This is a genomic window from Acidovorax bellezanensis (genome assembly GCF_025421555.1).
Taxonomy (GTDB): Bacteria; Pseudomonadota; Gammaproteobacteria; order Burkholderiales; family Burkholderiaceae_C; genus Comamonas; species Comamonas bellezanensis.
Genome location: NZ_JAODYH010000005.1, coordinates 16,933 through 37,468 on the forward strand (window position 1 = coordinate 16,933; position 20,536 = coordinate 37,468).

Sequence of the window (20,536 nt, forward strand, 5' to 3'; positions counted from 1 at the left end):
CAAAGCCTATCCGCACAATGGACTGCGTATCCACCCTGCATCCAGTGCGCGCGGGCCTGCAGACCACCGCCACGCGCGATCGGCCCCCATGAGCGACACCACTTTCGACTACATCATCATTGGCGGCGGCACCGCCGGCGCCCTGCTGTGCAACCGCCTGAGCGCCGACCGCAGCAAGCGCGTGCTGCTGATCGAGGCCGGACGCAAGGACGACTACCACTGGATCCACATTCCCGTGGGCTACCTCTACTGCATAGGCAACCCGCGCACCGACTGGCTCTACCAGACCGAAGCCGAGGCCGGGCTCAACGGCCGACGCCTGCGCTACCCGCGCGGCAAGACGCTGGGCGGCTGCAGCAGCATCAACGGCATGATCTACATGCGCGGCCAGGCGCGCGACTACGACCAGTGGGCGCAGCTCACGGGCGACGATGCCTGGCGCTGGGACAACAGCCTGCCCCACTTCATGCGCCACGAAGACCATTGGCGGCTCGACCAGCCCGCGGGCGCGGACCCGCGGTTCAAGCATCTGCACGGCAACAAGGCCACGGGCAGCACCGGCGAGTGGCGCGTGGAAAAGCAGCGCCTGCGCTGGGACATCCTGGACGCTTTTTCCCAGGCCGCTCAGCAGACGGGCATTCCGGCCACGGACGACTTCAATGGCGGCAACAACGAAGGCGTGGGCTACTTCGAAGTCAACCAGAAAGCCGGCTGGCGCTGGAACACGGCCAAAGCCTTTCTGCGCCCCACCTGCTACGGCCGCGCCAATTTCGAGATGTGGACCATGGCCCAGGCCACGCGGCTGATCGTCGAGCCCCAGGCCGACGGCAGCCAGCGCTGCACCGGCGTGGAAGTCGCGACCAGTGACGGCCTGGACATCGTGCACGCCACCGGCGAAGTGCTGGTCTGCGCCGGCGCCATCAACTCGCCGCAGCTGCTGCAACTGTCGGGCATAGGCCCGGCGGCGCTGCTGCAGCGGCATGGCATTCCCGTCATCCAGGACCTGCCCGGCGTCGGCGCCAACCTGCAAGACCATTTACAGATCCGCACGGTGTTCAAGGTGCAGGACACGCCCACGCTCAACACCCTTTCCGCGAGCTTTCTGGGCAAGGCCAGGATAGGCCTGGAATACGCCTTCAAGCGCAGCGGCCCGATGAGCATGGCGCCCTCGCAGCTGGGCGCTTTCACGCGCAGCCGCCCCGATCTGGTGCATCCCAACCTCGAGTACCACGTGCAGCCGCTGTCGCTGGACGCGTTTGGCGAGCCCCTGCATTCCTTCCCGGCCTTCACGGCCAGCGTCTGCAACCTCAACCCGACCAGCCGCGGCACGGTGCAGATCCAGAGCCCGGATTACCGCGTCGCGCCGGCCATCGCGCCCAACTACCTGAGCACGGCCGAAGACCGCCAGGTCGCGGCCGACAGCCTGCGGCTCACGCGCCGCATCGTGGCCCAGCCGGCGCTCGCGCGCTTCATGCCCGAGGAATTCAAGCCCGGCGTGCAGTTCCAGAGCGACGAAGAGCTGGCCCGGCTGGCGGGCGACATCGCCACCACCATCTTCCATCCCGTGGGCACGACCAAGATGGGCCGTGTGGACGGCCCCGATGCCGACCCCATGGCCGTGCTCGACAGCCAGCTGCGCGTGCGCGGCATCGCCGGGCTGCGCGTGGTCGACGCCGGCGCCATGCCGACCATCACCAGCGGCAACACCAATTCCCCCACGCTGATGATGGCCGAGAAGGTGGCCGAATGGATTCGCAAGGCCCAACCCCGGCCGGCAGCGACCGAAATGCACGCGACCGCCCCCACGGCGGCGGCGCGCGAACCGGTCGCGCCCCTGGTCGGCGCCTGAGCAAAAGGACCGTCTGCGGGCCACAACAGGCCCAAAACCGTCACACCCCTGTCATCCATCGGCAGACACCCTCGGGAAACCCCCAATGCACCAAGCGGGTGCAAGCAGTACATTCCATGCACTCAAGCGCACCTCGGTGCGACGAAGAGGGGCCGAGGAGACGACTCGCCACAGAACCAGACCTATATATAAAAAGCATACAACGAGATGCCTTTTCCCAAGCGCCGGCCAAGTCCGGCGCTTTTTTATTGGCGCTCGGCTTTTATGCCCTGAGCGCCCGGACAGCCCACGGGGCAATGCGACAATCGACCCCCATATGGAATGGCTCTTTGTTTCGCTGGCCTCGCTGCTGGCCGGGTTTATCGATGCAATCGTGGGCGGCGGCGGACTGATCCTTCTACCGGCGATGTTTGCGGCCTTTCCGCAGGCCCCTCCAGCCACGCTGCTGGGCACCAACAAAAGCGCCTCGGTCTGGGGCACCACCATGTCGGCCTGGCAGTACAGCCGCCGGGTGAGCATTCCCTGGGCCGCCATCACGCCGGCCATCGCCGTGAGCTTTGTCGGCTCGTTTGCCGGCGCCTGGGCCGTCACCGCCATCTCCTCCGACTTCCTGCGCAAGCTGCTGCCCCTGGTGCTGGTCTTCGTGCTGGCCTATACGCTGCTCAAGAAGGACATGGGCCGCCACCATGCACCGCGCTACACCGGCCGCGCCGAAGCCATTGCAGCCTGCATGATCGGCCTGGTGATCGGCTTCTACGACGGGTTCTTCGGCCCCGGCACGGGCAGCTTCTTCGTCTTCCTGTTCGTGCGCCTGCTGGGCTATGACTTTCTGAATGCCTCGGTCTCGGCCAAGCTGCTCAACATCGCGACCAATGTGGCGGCGCTGATCCTGTTCACCATGAAAGGCCATGTGTGGTGGCATTTCGCCATTCCACTGGCGCTGGCGAATGTGGCGGGCAGCCTGCTGGGCACCTACATGGCCCTGCGCCACGGCACGGGTTTTGTGCGCGGAATCTTCATCCTGGTGGTGAGCGCGCTGATCCTCAAGACGGGTTACGACGCTTTCCTGCGCTGAAGCGGTGTCTGCGCACCCCCCGTAAGTAAGCAATTGCTTGCAACAGTTGCAAGCAGTACAGCTCATTGGTTTCCAAGTGTCTGCAGCTGTCCAGCGGGCTGCCAGCATATGCGGGTTTGGCCGTCTTGCGCGGCAACACAGCGGCGTCCCATCATGGTGACAGACACGCGTCGATGCCACCCGGCGGCATGCCAGGTACGGCGTGTTTCCACAGGAGATGCGCATGAAAATCTTGCAATCCCTCATGATCGTGGCGGCCTTGTGCGCCGCCACCGCCCTCCAGGCCCGGCCGCTGGACGCCATCCGTCAGGACGGCACGCTGCGCATCGCCACCGAAGGCCAGTACGCACCGTTCAACTTCTTCCAGGGCAAGCAGCTCACCGGCTTCGAAGTCGAAGTGGCCGAACGGGTGGCACGCCAAATGGGCCTGAAACCCGAATGGAAAGCCCTGGGCTTCGACGCCCTGCTCACGGGCCTGCAGCAGGACCGCTGGGATCTGGTCATCGCGTCGCACGCCATCACCGACGAGCGCGCCAAGGCCGTGACCTTCACCCTGCCGCATTACTGCTCGGGCGGCACCATCGTATCGCTGGCGCCCGCGCTGCGCAGCGGCAAGGATCTCGCGGGCAAGGTGGTGGCCGTGCAGACCGGCACCACCTATCTCGCCGAGGTGCAACACCTGCCGGGCATCAAGGCCGTGAAGAACTTCCCCACCGACACCGATGCGCGCAGCGCCCTGCTCGCCAAACGCGTGGATGCCATGATCACCGACCGCTTCGTCGCCAAGGAGCTGCTGCGCAGATCGCCCCAGTCGGGCTTTCAGCTGGGCGGGATGGTCACCGTCGAGCGCATCGCCGCCGCCGTGGCGCTGGGCAATACCAGCCTGGCCGATGCCTGGTCGCAGGCGCTCAAGGCCGTGATGGCCGACGGCAGCTATGCCAGGATCTCCCAAAAGTACTTTCAGGAAGACATTCGCTGCCCTGAAAGCCGCTGACCGGGAGCGCCGCCCATGCCCAATGCCCTCTGGCCCGCGCACTGGAGCCGCCAGCAGCGCAGCAATGCCACGCTGGTCACGGCCCTGGTGCTGATGGTGCTGGTCCTGTCCTCGCTGGGCTGGCTCTTGTCCTGGCTGCCCGAGCCCATAGGCTCGAGCGCCGGCGAGTTCGCGACCGGCGCGCGCACCACGCTGTGGCTGACGCTGGTCAGCGGCGCCGCCGGTCTGGTGCTGGGCACGGCCACGGCCCTGGCGCGCCTCTCGCGCTGGGCACTGCTGCGCTGGACGGCGCGCGCCTACCTCTGGGTGATCCGCGGCACGCCGCTGCTGGTGCAAATCCTGTTCGCCTATTTCGCGCTGCCGCTGCTGGTGCCCGGCCTGAACCTGCCGGAGTTCGCCGCCGCCACGCTGGCGCTGGGGCTCAATGCCGGCGCCTACAACAGCGAATCCATACGCGCCGGCCTGCTGGCCGTGCCGCAGGGGCAGACCGAGGCCGCGCGCGCCCTGGGCCTGGGCCGGCGCCACGTGTTCCTCGACGTGGTCCTGCCCCAGGCCTTCAAGATTGCGCTGCCGCCGCTGGTGAGCAACTTCGTGGCCCTGCTCAAGGACTCGTCGCTGGCCTATGCCATCGGCGTGGTCGAGCTGACCAACGTCGGCAACCGCCTGCAGGCCACGACCTTCCAGCCGATTGCCACGCTGACCACGGTGGCCCTGACCTACCTGGTGCTGACCACGCTGGTCACCCAACTGACCCAGGCCCTCGAATACCGCTTTGACGTGGAAGGCCGATCGCAATGAAAGCCGCGCCCTACATCGTCGTCGACCATGTCTGCAAATCCTTTGGCCAGCAGCCGGTGCTGCGCGACGTCTCGACGCAGTTTTGCTGCGGCGAAGTCAGCGTCATCATCGGCGCGTCGGGCTCGGGCAAATCGACGCTGCTGCGCGCCATCAACCGGCTGACGCCCCATGACAGCGGCACGATCACCATCGACGGCGTGCCCGTGAGCGACAACGAGGCCACGCTGCAGCGCCAGCGCACCGACGTCGGCATGGTGTTCCAGCAGTTCAACCTGTTCGGCCACATGACCGTGCTCGACAACCTGACGCTGGCGCCGAGGCGCATCCACCGGACGCCACGCGCCCAGGCCAACGACCAGGCCATGGCCTTGCTGCACCGCGTGGGCCTGGAAGAGCACAGCCACAAGTATCCCTGGCAGCTGTCGGGCGGGCAGCAGCAGCGCGTGGCGATTGCGCGCGCGCTGGCCATGAACCCCAAGGTGATGCTGTTTGACGAGCCGACTTCGGCGCTCGATCCGGAAATGGTCCAGGAAGTGCTGGACGTGATGCGCCAGCTCGCGTGCGCGGGCATGACCATGGTCATCGTCACCCACGAAATGGGCTTTGCGCGCGAAGTCGCCGACCGCGTGCTGTTCTTCGACCAGGGACGCATCGCCCATGAAGCACCGCCGGCCGAATTCTTCGGCCAGCCGGCCAATGAACGCATACGCGCCTTCATCGGCCGCTTGGGTGGGGACTAGGCTCAGTCGTCAGGAATCCACGCGGCGTTCGAAGCCGGGCTCGGCGGGTCGATCACCGCCGCGGTGGGCAGCGCCGTCCTTGACGAGGTCGCCGATGCACCGGGATCGGGCAGTATCTTGCGCGGCAGGCCTTCGAGGTTCACGCTTTCCGCGGGCATGACAATGTCGTTGGCGCGGCGGGGCTGGCCGATGGGCCGGCCCGACTGCCCGGAGCGCACGGCGGCAATGTCTTCCTCGCTGGGGTACTGGCCCAGCAGCCAGTAGTCAAACACCCGGCGGGCGATGGGCCCCGCGGCCACCGCGCCAAAACCCGCGTTCTCGACGATCAGCGCCAGGGCAATCGTCGGGTTCTCGGCCGGCGCGTAGGCCATGTACAGCGAATGGTCGCGCTGGTATTCGGTCAGCCGCGAAGCATTGTATTTTTCCTTCTGGCCCACGCCCACCGCCTGGGCCGTGCCGGTCTTGCCGGCCGAAGTGTAGGGCGCACCCGCAAAAATGCCCCGCGCCGTGCCTTCGACCGTGACGGCCGCCACGGCCCGGCGCACGGCCTCGACGTTCTCGGGCCGGTAGCCCATGTTGATGCCCGCGGGCTGGGGCAGTTGCTGGTAGCGCCGCGTCAGCGCATCGACCTTGCCCACGCCCAGGTGCGGCTGGTGCTTGACGCCGCTGTTGGCCAGCGTGGCCATGGCGTGCGAGAGCTGCAGCAGGGTGAAGTTGTTGTAGCCCTGGCCGATGCCCAGGGAAATGGTTTCGCCCGCGTACCATTTCTTTTGCTCGGGCCGCTTGTAGGTGTTGCGCTTCCACTCCTGGCTGGGCAGCACGCCGCGCACTTCGCCGCGCACATCCAGGCCCGTGATCTGGCCGAAGCCCAGCGGCTTCATGAAATCGTGCATGGCATCGACGCCCATGTCGTTGGCCAGCTGGTAGAAATAGACGTTGCTCGACTTGACGATGGCGCGGTGCATGTCCACCGGGCCGTTGGGGTGGCCGCTGCGGAAGGTATGGCCGCCGAAGGTCCAGCTGCCGTTGTCCTGGACGATGGTGCTGGTCTTGCGCTTGCCCAGCTCCAGCGCGCCCAGCGCCATGAAAGGCTTGTAGGTCGAGCCCGGCGGATAGGTGCCGCGCAGGGCGCGGTTGAGCATGGGCCGGTCCAGGGACTCATTGAGATGGGCCCAGCTTTCCTGGTCGATGCCGTCGACGAACAGGTTCAGATCGAAGGTCGGGCGGCTGACCATGGCCAGCACTTCGCCGTTGCGCGGGTCGATGGCCACCAGCGCTCCGCGGCGCTTGCCGTAGAGCTCTTCGATCATGCGCTGCAAGCGGATATCCAGCGACAGCACCAGGCTGTCGCCCGGCGTGGCGGCGCGGCTGCCGAGCTTGCGCACCGCGTAGCCTCCGGCCGAAGTCTCGAGCTGCTCCCAGCCTGTCTGGCCGTGCAAGTCCTTCTCGTAGCTTTGCTCTATGCCCAGCTTGCCGATGACGTCGGTGCCACGGTAGTTGGCGGCGTCCTCGGAATCGTCGATCTGTTCTTTCTCGCGCTGGTTGATCCGGCCGATGTAGCCGATCACATGGCTGGCCGCGTCTTCGAGCGGATAGGTACGAAACAGCCGGGCCTTGATGTCCACACCCGGAAAGCGGTAACGCTGGGCCGCGAAACGCGCGACTTCCTCTTCGCTCAGCCTGGTGCGAATGGGCAGGGACTCGAAATTCTTGGAGTCATCGACCAGGCGCTTGAACTTGCGCCGGTCGCGCGGCGTGATTTCCACCAGGGCGGAGAGTTCGTCGATGGTGGCTTCGAGGTCAGGAATCTTGGAGCGGGTGAGTTCCAGCGTATAGGCCGAGTAATTGGTCGCCAGCACCACCCCGTTGCGGTCGAGGATCTGGCCGCGGTTGGGCACGATGGGCACCACCGCCGTGCGGTTGCTTTCGGCGCGCTCGGCCAGGTCTTCATGGCGCACCACCTGCAGCACCACCAGCCGCCAGACCAGCACGGAAAACGCCAGAAACACCACGGCCGCGACCACCAGCACCCGCAGCCGAAAGCGCGACAGCGCGGCTTCCGTGTCGAGGACTTCCATCATGCGGCTGCCCTCCGGCCGCGCCGCGCGCAATTCAGGTCAAGACAGGCCGACATGGGCAACACACTCACAGGGGCCGATTTTCGTCGGAGTCCGGCGCGCGCCGTTGCGGCGCCAGCAGCAGCCCGCTGATCAGCGGCCACAACAAAGCTTCTATCACCGGAGCAATCAACATGCTCCAGCCAGGGAAGACGCCGCCACTGGCCAGCCGCACCAGCAAGGACACGGCATGGGCGATGAAGAACAGGGGCAGCATCTGCAAGGCCTGTACCGGCGTGCTGAACCACAGCAGGCGTCGGCTGGCCGTCAAGGCGGCGAACATCAACAGCGAATAGGCCAGGGCATGCTGGCCCAGCAGCGCGCTGTGCTGCACGTCCATGCACAGTCCGAGCACGAAGGCCAGGCCCAGGCCCATGCGCTGCGGCTGGTGCACGCCCCAGAAAGCCAGCAACAGCATCAGCAGATCGGGCATCCAGACCACACGGCCCAGCGGCAACAGATTCAAGGCCAGTGCCGCCATCAGGCTCACGCCCATGAACACCGGGTTGACCGGCAATAACAGCGGTTGGCCGCGCGGCATGATCATCGCGGGCTCTCCTTGCGTGGGCTGGCGGCCGGCGCGGCGGCCGGTTTGGGTGTTTTTTCGGCGGGCCTGGCGGGGGCCTTGGCCGCGGCGGCCGGCGCCTTGGCCGCGGCAACGGGAGCCGCCTGTGGCGGCGGCTCTTCGACAGCCAGAAGATTCAGCGGCGTCAGCACGATCACATGGCGGGCCTGCTGGACCTTGGCCATGGGCTCGCAATAAATGCGGGCAAACGCCGAATCGGCGCGGCGTTCGACGCGCAGCACCTTGGCCACGGGCATGCCCGGAGGATAAACCCCGTCCACGCCGCTGGTGGTCAGCACGTCGCCGGGCTCCACGTCCGCGTTGCTGGGCATGAAGCGCAGCTCCATGCTGCCGCCTCCGCCGGGCGCGGGATCGCCATAGGCCACGCTGCGCGCGCCGGTGCGCGGGTTGAACACGGGAATCACCTGGTCACGGTCGATCAACAGGGTGACTTCGCTGCGCAGCGGATAGACCCGCGTCACCTGGCCCAGTACGCCGTGGGCGTCGAGCACCGGCGAGCCCAGCGCAATCTGCGAAGTCTGGCCGCGGTCTATCACCACGCGGCGGGTATAGGGGTCGGGCGTGTCGAAAATCACTTCGGCCGCCTGGCCCGGGCTGGTCAGGTGCTCACGCAACGCCAGCAGGGCACGCAAATGGCCGTTTTCCTGCAGCAGCTCGTCCGACAGATTGGCGCGCTGCGACATCTTCACCAGCCGCAGGTCGGCCTCGCGGGCCTGGGCCTGGGCCTGTTCCAACGACTGCAGATAGTTCGCGCCTTCATTGGTCAGCGCCACGGGCTGGATCATCAGCCACTGCACCGGGTACAGCACGCTGGCCACGACCTGGCGCACCGGTTCGGTGATCTTGAAGCGTGCGTCGGCCACCATCAGAAACAGCGCCAAAGCGCTGTAGAAGGCCAGTTGCGACAGCGCCGACGGTCCCTGCCTAAACAGGGACGGTACGCGTCGGTCCAGAGTTCCCAAAGGCATCAGGCGAGCCCCATCGCTGCATGCGCCGCATGCAGTGATTCATCTTGCACAGGCATGTGTTTCACTTCTCGCCCCTCACCGCAGTCCGTAGCGCCTGGCGCTCACTCGCTGGTGAAAATGCTGCCTTGACGGTCCAGGGTTTCGAGCGCCATGCCGCAGCCGCGCACCACGCAGGTCAGCGGCTCTTCCGCCACCAGCACGGGCAGGCCGGTTTCCTCGGCCAGCAGACGGTCGAGGTCGCGCAGCAAGGCGCCACCACCGGTGAGCATCATGCCGCGCTCGGCGATATCGGCGCCCAGTTCAGGCGGCGTCTGCTCCAGCGCGTTCTTCACGGCCGAGACGATCTGGTTCAGCGGTTCGGTCAGGGCTTCGAGGACTTCGTTGCTCGAGATCGTGAAGCTGCGGGGCACGCCTTCGGACAGATTGCGGCCCTTGACTTCGATTTCGCGCACTTCGGAGCCTGGGAAGGCCGAGCCGATCTGCTTCTTGATCAGTTCCGCCGTGGGCTCACCGATCAACATGCCGTAGTTGCGGCGGATGTAGCTGATGATGCTTTCGTCGAACTTGTCGCCGCCCACACGCACCGAGCCCTTGTAGACCATGCCGCCCAGCGAGATCACGCCGACTTCGGTCGTGCCGCCGCCGATGTCGACCACCATGGAGCCCGAGGCTTCCGACACCGGCAGACCGGCGCCAATGCCCGCGGCCATGGGTTCTTCGATCAGGTGCACCGTGCGCGCACCGGCTGCTTCGGCCGCATCCTTGATGGCGCGGCGTTCGACCTGGGTCGAACCGCAGGGCACGCAGATGATGATGCGCGGGCTGGGCGAGAACAGCGTCCGCGGGTGCACCATCTTGATGAATTGCTTGATCATCTGCTCGGTGATGACGAAGTCGGCAATCACGCCGTCCTTCATCGGGCGGATGGCTTCGATGTTGCCGGGCACCTTGCCCAGCATGGCCTTGGCCTCGCGGCCCACGGCTTGAATCACCTTCTTGCCATGGGGGCCACCTTCGTGGCGAATGGCAACTACGGAGGGTTCGTCCAGGACAATGCCTTTGTCGCGGGCGAAAATGAGGGTATTTGCTGTGCCAAGATCAATGGCCAGGTCGGTGGAGAAGTACCGACGAAAAGCTCCGAACATTCAAGGTCCTCTCAGGCACGGCATGCACGTCGGCCGACCGTCGCCAGGTATTCAGGGGGGGAGGGAGTGTAAATTGGCTCAATGCCGCAAATACTGCTCCAAAAGATGGTATTGCGGCAAAGCCGGGATAATACCGTATCCCCTGTGAATAACGTCTTCCCATCCGACCCCACTCACAGCTTTACATCTGGTTTCCCCCCAAAAAAAACCTATGGCACTGACCTCTCTCGACATCGAGCGCATCGCCAACCTGGCGCGGCTCGAACTATCCCTCCCTGAAAGTGAGCGCATGCTCGCGCAACTGAACGGTTTTTTCGGCATCGTCGAGAAAATGCAGGCTGTGGATACTTCGGGAATCACGCCCCTGGCGCACCCCGTGGCCGCCATCCAGGACATCCAGTTGCGCCTGCGCGAGGACATCGCCAGCGAGCCGAATAACCGCGAAGCCAACCAGCTCAATGCACCCGCCGTCGAGCGCGGCCTGTTCCTGGTTCCCAAAGTGATTGAGTAAGGCGTTCCCCGCATGACTTCGCATTCCACCGATTTGCACGACCTGAGCGTCACCGCCCTGGCCGCCCAGCTGCGCGACCGCCAGGTCTCCGCTGTTGAAACCGCTGAGCACTTCCTGGCCCGCGCCAAGGCGCACCAGCACCTGGGCGCCTATGTGGCGCTCAACGAAGAAGCCACCCTGGCCCAGGCCCGCGCCGCCGATGCGCAGCTCGCGTCCGGCCAGGCCGGCGCGCTGACCGGCGTGCCGATCGCGCACAAGGACATCTTCGTCACCCGCGCGTTCCCGACCACCGCCGGCTCCAAGATGCTGGCCGGCTACCAGTCGCCCTTCGACGCCACCGTGGTCACCCGCCTGGCCGATGCCGGCGCCGTGACGCTGGGCAAGCTCAACTGCGACGAATTCGCCATGGGCTCGGCCAACGAGAACTCGGCCGTGGCCCCCGTGGGCTTTGACGCTCCCGCGCCCGTGCGCAACCCCTGGGACCTGTCGCGCGTGCCCGGCGGCTCGTCGGGTGGCTCGGCCGTGGCCGTGGCCGCGCGCCTGGCGCCCGCCGTGACCGGTACCGACACCGGCGGCTCGATCCGCCAGCCCGCCTCGTTCTGCGGCATCACCGGCATCAAGCCCACCTATGGCCGGGCTTCGCGCTACGGCATGATCGCTTTCGCCTCCAGCCTGGACCAGGCCGGCCCGATGGCGCGCAGCGCCGAAGACTGCGCCCTGCTGCTGAGCGAAATGTGCGGCCCCGACCCGGACCGCGACTCGACTTCGCTGGACCGCCCCGCGGAAAACTTCAGCGCCTCGCTGAATGACGGCGTCGCCGGCCTGCGCATCGGTGTTCCCGCCGAGTTCTTCGGCGACGGCCTGTCGCCCGACGTGCGCGCGGCCGTGGATGCCGCGCTGCAGGAATACGTGAAGCTCGGCGCGACGCTGGTGCCCATCCAGCTGCCGCGCACCGAGCTGTCGATTCCGGTGTACTACATCCTCGCGCCGGCCGAAGCCTCTTCCAACCTGTCGCGCTTCGACGGCGTGAAGTTCGGCCACCGCGCCAAGGACTACACCGACCTGGTCGACATGTACAAGAAGACCCGCGCCGAAGGCTTTGGCGACGAAGTCAAGCGCCGCATCATGATCGGCGCCTATGTGCTCAGCGAAGGCTATTACGACGCCTACTACCTGCAGGCGCAAAAGATCCGCCGCATGATCGCCGACGACTTCCAGGCCGCGTTCCAGCACTGCGACGTGATCGCCGGCCCGGCCGCGCCCACGGTCGCCTGGCAGCTCGGCGGCAAGAGCGACCCGCTGGCCAACTACCTGGCCGACATCTACACCCTGCCGGCATCGCTGGCCGGTCTGCCCGGCATGAGCCTGCCCGCGGGCTTTGGCGAAGGCGGCATGCCCGTGGGCCTGCAGCTGATCGGCAACTACTTCCGCGAAGGCCAGCTGCTGGGCGCCGCCCACCGCTTCCAGCAAGCCACCGACTTCCACCTGCGCCAGCCGGCCGGCATGACCCAGTAATCACGCAGGGAAAAACTCTTACCCATGACTGCCAAACTCATTCACGGCTACGAAGTCGTCATCGGCTTCGAAACCCACGCCCAGCTGGCGACACAGTCCAAGATCTTCAGCCGCGCCCCCACCGCCTTCGGCGCCGAGCCCAACACCCAGGCCTGCGCGGTCGACATGGCCCTGCCCGGCACCCTGCCGGTGATGAACAAGAAGGCCGTGGAATGCGCGATCAAGCTGGGCCTGGCCCTGGGCTCGCACATTGCGCCGCGCAGCGTCTTCGCGCGCAAGAACTACTTCTACCCCGATCTGCCCAAGGGCTACCAGATCAGCCAGTTTGAAATTCCCGTTGTGCAGGGCGGCGAAGTGTCGTTCTTCCTCGGCGAGGAAAAGAAGACCGTGCGCCTGGAACGCGCCCACCTGGAAGAAGACGCGGGCAAGTCGCTGCACGAAGACTTCATCGGCCAGTCGGGCATCGACCTGAACCGCGCCGGCACGCCGCTGCTGGAAATCGTCACCCAGCCCGACATGCGTTCGTCCGAGGAAGCCGTGGCCTATGCGCGCGAGCTGCACAAGGTCGTGACCTGGATCGGTATCTGCGACGGCAACATGCAGGAAGGCAGTTTCCGCTGCGATGCCAACGTCTCCGTGCGCAAGCCCGGCGGACCGCTGGGCACGCGCCGCGAAATCAAGAACCTCAACAGCTTCAAGAACATGCAGCAGGCGATCGACTACGAGATCCGCTGGCAGATCGAGGAGATCGAGGACGGCCGCACCATCCAGCAGGCCACCGTGCTGTTCAACCCCGACACGGGTGAGACGCGCGCCATGCGCACCAAGGAAGATGCGGCCGACTACCGCTACTTCCCCGACCCGGACCTGCCGCCGCTGGTGGTCGCGCAGAGCTGGGTCGAGGAAGTGCGCGCCGGCATGCCCGAGCTGCCGCGCCAGCGCGCCGCGCGCTTTGTCGCCGACTACGGCCTGCCCGAGTACGACGCCACCACCCTGACCCAGAGCCAGGACATGGCCAGCTACTTCGAAGCCGCGGCCCAGGCCTGCGGCCAGGCCAAGCTGGCCTCGAACTGGATCATGGGCGAGATCTCGCGCCGCCTGAACACCGAGGAAATCGGCATTGCCGACGCCAAGGTGGGCAGCGCCCAGCTGGCGCTGATGATTGCCCGCATCGCCGACGGCACCATCAGCAACAACGCCGCGCGCCAGGTGTTCGAAGTGCTCTGGAGCGGTGAAGCCGACGACGTCGACGCCATCATCGAAGCCAAGGGCCTCAAGCAGATGAACGACAGCGGCGCGCTCGAAGCCATCATCGACGAAGTGATTGCCGCCAACCCCGGCAACGTCGAGCAGTACCGCGCCGGCAAGGACAAGGCCTTCAACGCCCTGGTCGGCCAGGTGATGAAAGCCTCCAAGGGCAAGGCCAACCCCGGCCAGGTCAACGAGCTGCTGAAATTGAAATTGACCCCCTGAGCGTCTGCGTGGCACGGGCCACCCACGCTTCCCCCTCTCATCCTTCGGTGGAGGGGGACGGCAGCCTCGGTGCGGGGCGGCCCTTCCTCGCTGCCCCTGAGCTGGGGCGTGCCAGTTTCATAGGCTAGGGATGAAGCGAGCGCTATGGATAACTACAACTAACACCGCATGCACTTTCTCACTTCCCTGCTGCGCAGCTGGGGGCCCATCGCCCAGCATCCCTCCAGGCACGACCTGCTGCACAGCTCCCTGGGCGCGGGCCTGGGCCTGGTCGTGGCCGGGCTGCTGGTCTGGGTCCAGCCGGGCCACCTGCTGTTCCTGTTTGCACCGCTGGGTGCCAGCGCCGTGCTGGTGTTTGCCGTGCCCAACAGCCCGCTGGCGCAGCCCTGGTCGGCCGTCATGGGCAATACCATTTCGGCCCTGTGGGCGCTGGCGCTGCTATGGGCCCTGCCCGGCCTGCCCAGCCCCTGGCCCGAAGCGCTGGCCGTGGCCGGCGCCATCGCCGCCATGCTGCTGTGCCGCGCCCTGCACCCGCCTGGCGGGGCCATGGCCCTGCTGGTGGCACTCGGGGCGCAAACGCTCGCCCCCCTGGGCTGGCGGCTGGTGGAAACCGTCTTCCTGCTGACCTTGAGCCTGGTGCTGGCCGGCCTGGCCTACCACCGCGCCACCGGGCGCCACTACCCGCTGCGCCACGCGGCGCCCAGTCAGGCGCGCCAGCCTGCCGCCGGGCGGCTGGCCTTGAGCAGCGACGACCTCGCCGCCCTGCTCACCCGCTTCGACCAGTCGTACAACCTCAGCCCCGAAGATCTGGGCGACCTGCTGGCCGCGGCCGAGGAGCAAGCCATCCAGCGCCGCTTTGCCGCCGTCACCTGCGGTGAAGTCATGTCGGCCAAGCTGCTGACGGTGGCGCCTGGCGATTCGCTGGAAACCGTGGCCGACCTGTTCCACACGCACCTGGTCAAAAGCCTGCCCGTGGTCGGCCCGCAAGGCGAACTGCTGGGCCTGCTGCTGCGCTCGGACCTGTTCGACTGGCTTTGGGAAGGCCACCGCCGCAGCCGCTGGCGCCAGCTGTTGCAAGGGCGCCACCCCAGCGCCGCCACCGCCGCCAGCCTGATGCGCAAACCCGAAATCTGCGTGGAAGCCTCCACGCCGCTGGGAGAACTGCTGGCCACGCTGGCCCAGCACCGCGTGCCCTTCATCCCGGTGCTGCGCGGCCCGCAGCTGGCTGGACTGATCACCCGCACGGACGTGATCCGCACGCTGCTGACGCTGCGCTGAACGCCGGCACCTGGGTCCGGCCCCCTGGTCTCTCCCCCGCCGCAGTGGCTACACTATGGGTCAGACCCGGCTGTGCCGGGCCGACGACGGGTTGGGTTTCGATGACAGAAAGGGACAAGCCATGAGCGCCACCATTGCCCAGATCGATCTCGACAAGCTGCGCAACATCGTGCAGAAGTTCGACGCCTACTCATTCACCGCCGCGCTGGTCGCCAGTGAATACGGCCACGGCGAAGCCGCTCCGGACGAAGTCGTGGCCCAGTTCGAAGAGCTGCTCCAGCGCCATGCCCCGGTGCTGGGCATACAAGCCCTGGCCGCACCCATCAGTGGCGCAGCCACCGTCTGGCGCGCGGTCTGAAGGCCGGCCCCGTGCCGCAGCCGCCCATTTTTCCCTCAACCTGCCGGCACGAACGCCGGCACCCGCCGCATTGCGGCTGAATTGTTGTGACCCCCGGTCACGCCCACTGGACACCTATTTTTTTGAATCCCCGTTTCACCATGCCCTCTTTGGATTTCAAGCTTGAGAAAAAGCTCTTTCGCCAGTTCTACGACCAGCACCTCGAGTCGCTGGAGGAGGCGAAGGAGACTTTTGCGGCCCTCGCGCGCTCGCTGCTCAAGCAGGTCCCTGGCTTGCAGCTGTCGAAGATCGAAGCGCGCATCAAGGACCGCGAAGAATGCATTCGCAAGTTCCAGGGCAAGTACCTGTTGCCACTGGAAAGCGCGCAGCAGCCCTACTCCATCCAGGAACATGTCACCGATTTGATCGGGCTGCGCATCGTCTGCCTCTATGAAGACGAAGTGCACCGCATCAAGAAAGTGCTGTCCGAGCACTTCGAAGTCATAGACACCACCGACAAGTCGGCCTCGCTGGAAAGCACCGAAGGCGAATTTGGCTACAAGGGCCTGCACCTGGACCTGCGCCTGGGCGCGGAGCGCCGCAGCCTGCCCGAGTACGCGGCCTATGCCGACTGGCGGGTGGAAGTACAGATCCGGACCATCATCCAGGACTCGTGGAGCGTGCTGGACCACCAGATCAAGTACAAGAAATCCATTCCCGGCAGCCTCAAGCGCCGCATCAACACCCTGGCCGCGCTGTTCGAGCTGGCCGACCGCGAGTTCCGCGAAATTCGCGATGCCACGGCCCAGGAACTGGCCGAAGCCGAAAGTCCCAACGCCTACCAGGAACTCGAAGCCGAGGAGCAGCCCAGCACCCCGCCGCTGCACACCAGCACGGCCCAGGGCGAAGGCTCGACCCCTACGCTGGCCGCCGCACCGAGCGAGCGCGGCCACCAGCTCAATGCCTTCGGCTTTCTGCGCATTGCCAACCACTTCTTCAACGACTACGAGTTCGAGCCGCACAAGGTGGACAGCTTCACGCAGGAGCTCAACAGCTACCGCCCCGGCCTCACGCGTACCGGTTTCAACCAGTGCATGCGCACGCACATCAGCACCGTCAAGGACTACAAGAAACAGTTCGAGCTGCTGCACCCCGGCGACACCATGACCCCCTATGACGTGATCCGCCACTGCATGTACCTCAGCGACCGACAAAGCTACCAGCACCTGCTGGATGCCGACATGCGCCAGGCCTTCGAGCTGTGGCTGAGCGCGCAAGAAACTACGCACACCCCCTGAGCGGCTTACGCCGCTTCCCCCTGAGGGGGACGACACCATCGCTGCGGGGCGGCCCTTGCTCGGTGTCCCCACGCTGGGCCGCGCCCGTCGCGTGGGCTGCGGACTGCGCGAGGGGCTACTGATTCAGGAGCTACCAGCGCCGGGCGTTTATGCTCGGCGCCATGGATTTCGTCAACCACCCTTTCTTCGGGCTCTGCGCCTCCCTGCTCGCCGCGCTGCTCCTCACGCTGGCCGCCATCTGGCGGGTGCTGCGCGCGGCCGCTGCCGTGCCATCGGCCTCACGCCAGGGCCGCACGGCCAGGCGGCTGGCGTGGCTGTACGCCGCGGGTGCGCTGGTCTGGCTGGGGTACGCCGGGTATGCGGGCTATGGCCGCTTCCTGAGCACGCCGGCGCTCGCGCAGTTCGTGCTCCCGGACACACTGATCTCCATGGCCTTGTTCATAGCCGCCATTGCCTGGGCCGCGGCCTTCATGGTGCAACTGGTGCTGCGCCTGCTCAAGACCGAGCAGCAACGCCAGGGCTGAACTCAGCTGCCCGAGCCCCACAAGACGCGCAACTGCGCCAGCTCGACATCGAAGCGCTGGTGCACGCGCCGCTTTTCCTGCTCTTGCGCCGCCAAAAAACGGCCTTGCTCGGCCAGCGATTCATCGCTTTGCGCCAGTTGGCGGCGCAGCGGGGGTGGCGCCCGCATCGGGTCCTTGGCGTAGAACTCCATTTCGGTGTCCAATTTCTTGCGCTCCGCGCGCAGAACGTCCAAGCGATTGCGCGCCAGGGTGGAGACCTCCTCGACCTGGGCAACCGCCTCCGCGCGCTCGACGTCGTGGGCCGCCTTGTCGGGGTAGCGGCTGGCCAGGGCACGCAGGCGCCGGGCCTCGTCCCTGTCGCGCTGCTGCGCCTGGAACTGCTGGCGTCGCCGAACGTCGAGCGCGGCACGCTCGACTTCCGTCAAGGTGGGGCCCACACGCCGGCGCTCGACGCCCGTGGGCCCGAGCACGCGTTGCTCACGGTCCAGGCAGTCGGCGATCGGCCGGTCGGCGGTCAAGCGCCGGCCCTGGGCGTCGGTACAGCTATAGATGCCTGTATCGGCCTTGCCCGCCTGGGCCTGGGCCACGGCCGGCACGCCCGCCAAGGCGAGCGCCAGTCCTGTGACCACACCGATGTTCGACATCCATTGCATTGAACGCGCCTAGCCTTTTTCGTTGACTCCGTAACGCTGACGATACGCCAGCACGCGGGCATGGTGGTCTTGCAGAGACTGCTCCGCACCACCACCGCCTTGCTCGAGATATAGCAATAAGTCGGCCAGGTTGGCAATGGTACAGACCTGCATGCCCAACTGGTTACGCACATACTGCACCGCGCTGTGCGCCACGTCCTGACCATTCTCGGTGGCCATTTCCTGGCGGTCCAGCGCAATCGCCACGGCGTGGGGCTGCGCGCCCGCCGCGTTGATCAAGGCAATGGACTCGCGCGCGGCCGTGCCGGCCGACATCACGTCATCAATGATCAGCACCCGACCCTTGAGGGGCGCACCGACCAGGCTGCCGCCTTCGCCGTGGTCCTTGGCTTCCTTGCGGTTGTAGGCAAACGGCACGTTGCGGCCCTGGCGCGCCAGTTCCACCGCCACGGTGGCCGCGAGCGGAATGCCTTTGTAGGCCGGACCAAAGACCATGTCGAACTCGACGCCGCTGGCCAGGATCGCTTTTGCATAGAATTCTGCCAGACGGCACATCTTGGCGCCGTCATCGAACAGACCCGCATTGAAGAAGTACGGGCTGATGCGCCCGGCCTTGGTCTTGAACTCGCCGAAACGCAGCACGCCTGCGTCCACGGCGAACCGCACAAATTCCTGCGCCAAAAGATTCTTGTCTTCCTGTCGCACGTTACTTACCACCATGGATCCATCCTTGTTCAAATTAACCAGCCTCAACCTCAACGGCATCCGCTCCGCCACGTCCAAAGGCGTCGAGTCCTGGATCGCGGCCACTGCGCCGGATTGTATTTGCGTGCAGGAAGTCAAGGCCCAGGCCGGCGATATAGCCGGACGCTTTGAAGTCCTCGCCGAGCTGCGCGGGCACTTCCATTTTGCCGAGAAAAAGGGCTATTCGGGCGTGGGCATCTACAGTCGCCGCGAACCCAGCGACGTGGTGGTCGGTTTCGGCTCGCACGAATTCGACGCCGAAGGCCGCTATGTCGAGGCGCGCTTCGACACGCCCACGCGCAAGCTGTCCGTCATCAGCGCCTACTTCCCCAGCGGCTCGTCGGGCGAACTGCGCCAGGGCGCCAAGTTCCGCTTCCTGGCCGAAATGCACAGCCATCTGATGCGCATGAAGGGCGAGCGCGAGTTCATCCTGTGCGGCGACATCAATATCGCCCACCAGAACATCGACTTGAAAAACTGGCGCAGCAACCAGAAAAACAGCGGCTTCACACCCGAAGAGCGCGCCTGGATGACAACTTTGTTGCACACCAGCGAGCACACCGGCGGCCTGGTCGACGTTTACCGTCACCTTTGCCCCGACACCACCGACGCTTGCTACACCTGGTGGAGCAACCGCGGCCAGGCCTATGCCAACAATGTCGGATGGCGGCTGGACTACCACCTGGCGACGCCGGCGATGGCCGCACTGGCGCGCGCCGAAAGCATTTACAAGGACGTGAAGTTCTCGGACCACGCGCCCATCACCATCGGCTACGACTTCCAGCTCTGATGGCCGCGGCGCCCCAGCGGCGCGCAAAAAATCTGGGCCCTGGACAGGGCCCAGGTCGGTGATGCATGGCCTGGCCACCATGAATCACTGACGAACAGGGGCCATACGGGGGTTTCCCGCGCCACGCCATGGTGCGCAGCAACATCTCCCCGCACAGCGATCAGGCCTCGTCGCCCGTGTTTGGTGCGTTTTTAGCACTTATCACCCCCCTTTTGATCGCAATTACCGGGTTTCTGCCGATGCTCGACCTGGCACGCAATCTGCAAGATGCATTCTGTCGACAGATGACAGAACACACTGGAGCAGACCGTGACATCAGCCCAACGAAGTATTCCCCTGCACGCGCTTTCCAGCGCGGATGCCGCCATCTCCCCCGCCGAGCGCGCAATGCGTGAAGACCTGGCGGCCGCCTACCGGCTGGTCGCCTTGTACGGTATGGACGACAGCATCTATACGCACATCTCGGCGCGCGTGCCGGGCACGCAGGACCAGTTCCTGATCAACCCCTTCGGCATGTTGTTTCGCGACATCACGGCCTCGTCGCTGGTCAAGATCGATCTGGACGGCAATGTGGTCGGCCACAGCCCCTACGACGTCAACCCCGCGGGTTTCACCATCCACAGCGCCGTGCATGCGGCCCGGCATGACGCGGTCTGCGTGCTCCACACCCACACCGTGGCGGGCGTGGCCGTGTCCTCGCTGAGCGACGGGCTGCAGCCCTGCAACCAGTGGGCGCTGCAATTCCACAACCGCGTGGCGTACCACGCCTTCGAGGGCATCGCGCTGGACCACGCCGAGCGCGAGCGCCTGGTGGCCGACCTGGGCCCGACGCAGCGCGCGCTGATCCTGCGCAACCACGGCCTGGTGACGCTGGGCCGCAGCGTGGCCGAGGCTTTCATCCTGATGCACAACCTGGAGCGCGCCTGCCGCGTGCAGGTGGCCGTCCAGGGCATGGGCCAGCCCGTGAACCCCGTGCCGGAGGCCGTCTGCGAGCTGACCGCCCGCCAGTACGCCAGCGGCGACACCAACCGCCTGGCATCCGCCCCCACAGATCCCTACGCCCGCGAATGGCGCGCCTTGCTGCAGCGGCTGGATCCGCCCACCGCCACCTCGTTCCGCGCCTGATCGCCCGCCCCACATC

20 protein-coding genes are annotated in these 20,536 nt (G+C 66.1%); 14 read left to right on the top strand and 6 right to left on the bottom strand.

Going from position 1 to position 20,536, the window contains the following annotated elements; genetic code table 11:
• Positions 1 to 88 precede the first annotated feature (88 nt).
• From N0K08_RS11600 to N0K08_RS11620, 5 genes are all read left to right on the top strand, one after another.
• Positions 89 to 1,849 carry a GMC family oxidoreductase gene (locus N0K08_RS11600; RefSeq protein ID WP_261500514.1) on the top strand — a complete coding sequence of 587 codons (1,761 nt, stop codon included), beginning with the start codon at positions 89 to 91 and terminating at the stop codon, positions 1,847 to 1,849.
• Positions 1,850 to 2,165: 316 nt separating this feature from the next.
• The gene (locus N0K08_RS11605) at positions 2,166 to 2,924 is read left to right on the top strand and encodes a TSUP family transporter (RefSeq protein WP_261500515.1); all 759 of its coding nucleotides are present in this window, start codon (positions 2,166 to 2,168) and stop codon (positions 2,922 to 2,924) included.
• A gap of 223 nt (positions 2,925 to 3,147) precedes the next feature.
• Positions 3,148 to 3,918 (top strand): ABC transporter substrate-binding protein, encoded by a 771-nt coding sequence (locus N0K08_RS11610; protein ID WP_261500516.1) that lies wholly within the window; start codon positions 3,148 to 3,150, stop codon positions 3,916 to 3,918.
• A gap of 15 nt (positions 3,919 to 3,933) precedes the next feature.
• Entirely contained in the window at positions 3,934 to 4,716 is a 783-nt protein-coding gene (locus tag N0K08_RS11615) for an amino acid ABC transporter permease (protein ID WP_261500517.1), read from the top strand.
• Positions 4,713 to 5,456, top strand: coding sequence for an amino acid ABC transporter ATP-binding protein (locus N0K08_RS11620; RefSeq protein ID WP_261500518.1), 744 nt, complete (start codon positions 4,713 to 4,715; stop codon positions 5,454 to 5,456). Before N0K08_RS11615 ends, N0K08_RS11620 begins: the two co-directional genes overlap by 4 nt.
• A gap of 2 nt (positions 5,457 to 5,458) precedes the next feature.
• On the opposite strand, the gene mrdA is transcribed toward N0K08_RS11620, so the two are convergent.
• The 4 genes from mrdA to N0K08_RS11640 all read right to left on the bottom strand — a co-directional run bounded on the left by mrdA (position 5,459) and on the right by N0K08_RS11640 (position 10,272).
• On the bottom strand, positions 5,459 to 7,537 hold the full coding sequence (gene mrdA / locus N0K08_RS11625) for a penicillin-binding protein 2 (protein ID WP_261500519.1): 2,079 nt from the start codon (positions 7,535 to 7,537) through the stop codon (positions 5,459 to 5,461).
• 64 nt (positions 7,538 to 7,601) lie between these two features.
• Positions 7,602 to 8,120 carry a rod shape-determining protein MreD gene (mreD, locus tag N0K08_RS11630; protein WP_261500520.1) on the bottom strand — a complete coding sequence of 173 codons (519 nt, stop codon included), beginning with the start codon at positions 8,118 to 8,120 and terminating at the stop codon, positions 7,602 to 7,604.
• A complete protein-coding gene (gene mreC, locus N0K08_RS11635; protein ID WP_261500521.1) occupies positions 8,117 to 9,127 on the bottom strand; it encodes a rod shape-determining protein MreC in 1,011 nt (336 codons plus the stop codon). The genes mreD and mreC overlap by 4 nt, the downstream gene beginning before the upstream one ends.
• Positions 9,128 to 9,228: 101 nt before the next feature.
• Positions 9,229 to 10,272: a rod shape-determining protein gene (locus N0K08_RS11640; RefSeq protein WP_261500522.1), complete on the bottom strand. Its 1,044-nt coding sequence runs from the start codon at positions 10,270 to 10,272 to the stop codon at positions 9,229 to 9,231.
• 211 nt (positions 10,273 to 10,483) lie between these two features.
• Between N0K08_RS11640 and gatC the strand changes: the two genes are divergently transcribed.
• The 7 genes from gatC (at position 10,484) to N0K08_RS11675 (ending at position 17,208) form a co-directional block, all read left to right on the top strand.
• Positions 10,484 to 10,783, top strand: coding sequence for an Asp-tRNA(Asn)/Glu-tRNA(Gln) amidotransferase subunit GatC (gene gatC, locus N0K08_RS11645; RefSeq protein ID WP_261500523.1), 300 nt, complete (start codon positions 10,484 to 10,486; stop codon positions 10,781 to 10,783).
• Positions 10,784 to 10,795: 12 nt separating this feature from the next.
• The gene (gene gatA / locus N0K08_RS11650; RefSeq protein ID WP_261500524.1) at positions 10,796 to 12,298 is read left to right on the top strand and encodes an Asp-tRNA(Asn)/Glu-tRNA(Gln) amidotransferase subunit GatA; all 1,503 of its coding nucleotides are present in this window, start codon (positions 10,796 to 10,798) and stop codon (positions 12,296 to 12,298) included.
• A 24-nt stretch (positions 12,299 to 12,322) separates the two neighbouring features.
• Positions 12,323 to 13,771 (top strand): Asp-tRNA(Asn)/Glu-tRNA(Gln) amidotransferase subunit GatB, encoded by a 1,449-nt coding sequence (gatB, locus tag N0K08_RS11655; protein WP_261500525.1) that lies wholly within the window; start codon positions 12,323 to 12,325, stop codon positions 13,769 to 13,771.
• Positions 13,772 to 13,939: 168 nt separating this feature from the next.
• Positions 13,940 to 15,049 (top strand): HPP family protein, encoded by a 1,110-nt coding sequence (locus tag N0K08_RS11660; RefSeq protein WP_261500526.1) that lies wholly within the window; start codon positions 13,940 to 13,942, stop codon positions 15,047 to 15,049.
• A gap of 121 nt (positions 15,050 to 15,170) precedes the next feature.
• Complete coding sequence (locus N0K08_RS11665; RefSeq protein WP_261500527.1) at positions 15,171 to 15,407, top strand: hypothetical protein; 237 nt, start codon at positions 15,171 to 15,173, stop codon at positions 15,405 to 15,407.
• 140 nt (positions 15,408 to 15,547) lie between these two features.
• Entirely contained in the window at positions 15,548 to 16,684 is a 1,137-nt protein-coding gene (locus N0K08_RS11670) for a GTP pyrophosphokinase (RefSeq protein WP_261500528.1), read from the top strand.
• Between the two features lie 161 nt (positions 16,685 to 16,845).
• Positions 16,846 to 17,208 carry a hypothetical protein gene (locus tag N0K08_RS11675; RefSeq protein ID WP_261500529.1) on the top strand — a complete coding sequence of 121 codons (363 nt, stop codon included), beginning with the start codon at positions 16,846 to 16,848 and terminating at the stop codon, positions 17,206 to 17,208.
• 2 nt (positions 17,209 to 17,210) lie between these two features.
• Here N0K08_RS11675 and N0K08_RS11680 read toward each other — a convergent pair whose 3' ends face one another.
• Positions 17,211 to 17,852 carry a DUF4124 domain-containing protein gene (locus N0K08_RS11680; protein ID WP_261500530.1) on the bottom strand — a complete coding sequence of 214 codons (642 nt, stop codon included), beginning with the start codon at positions 17,850 to 17,852 and terminating at the stop codon, positions 17,211 to 17,213.
• Between the two features lie 18 nt (positions 17,853 to 17,870).
• Entirely contained in the window at positions 17,871 to 18,581 is a 711-nt protein-coding gene (gene pyrE / locus N0K08_RS11685) for an orotate phosphoribosyltransferase (protein WP_261500531.1), read from the bottom strand.
• A 10-nt stretch (positions 18,582 to 18,591) separates the two neighbouring features.
• Here pyrE and N0K08_RS11690 point away from each other — a divergent pair, with 10 nt between their 5' ends.
• Positions 18,592 to 19,395 carry an exodeoxyribonuclease III gene (locus N0K08_RS11690; protein ID WP_261500532.1) on the top strand — a complete coding sequence of 268 codons (804 nt, stop codon included), beginning with the start codon at positions 18,592 to 18,594 and terminating at the stop codon, positions 19,393 to 19,395.
• Between the two features lie 330 nt (positions 19,396 to 19,725).
• Positions 19,726 to 20,520, top strand: a complete 795-nt coding sequence (locus N0K08_RS11695) for a class II aldolase/adducin family protein (protein ID WP_261500883.1) — start codon at positions 19,726 to 19,728, stop codon at positions 20,518 to 20,520.
• Positions 20,521 to 20,536 lie beyond the last annotated feature (16 nt).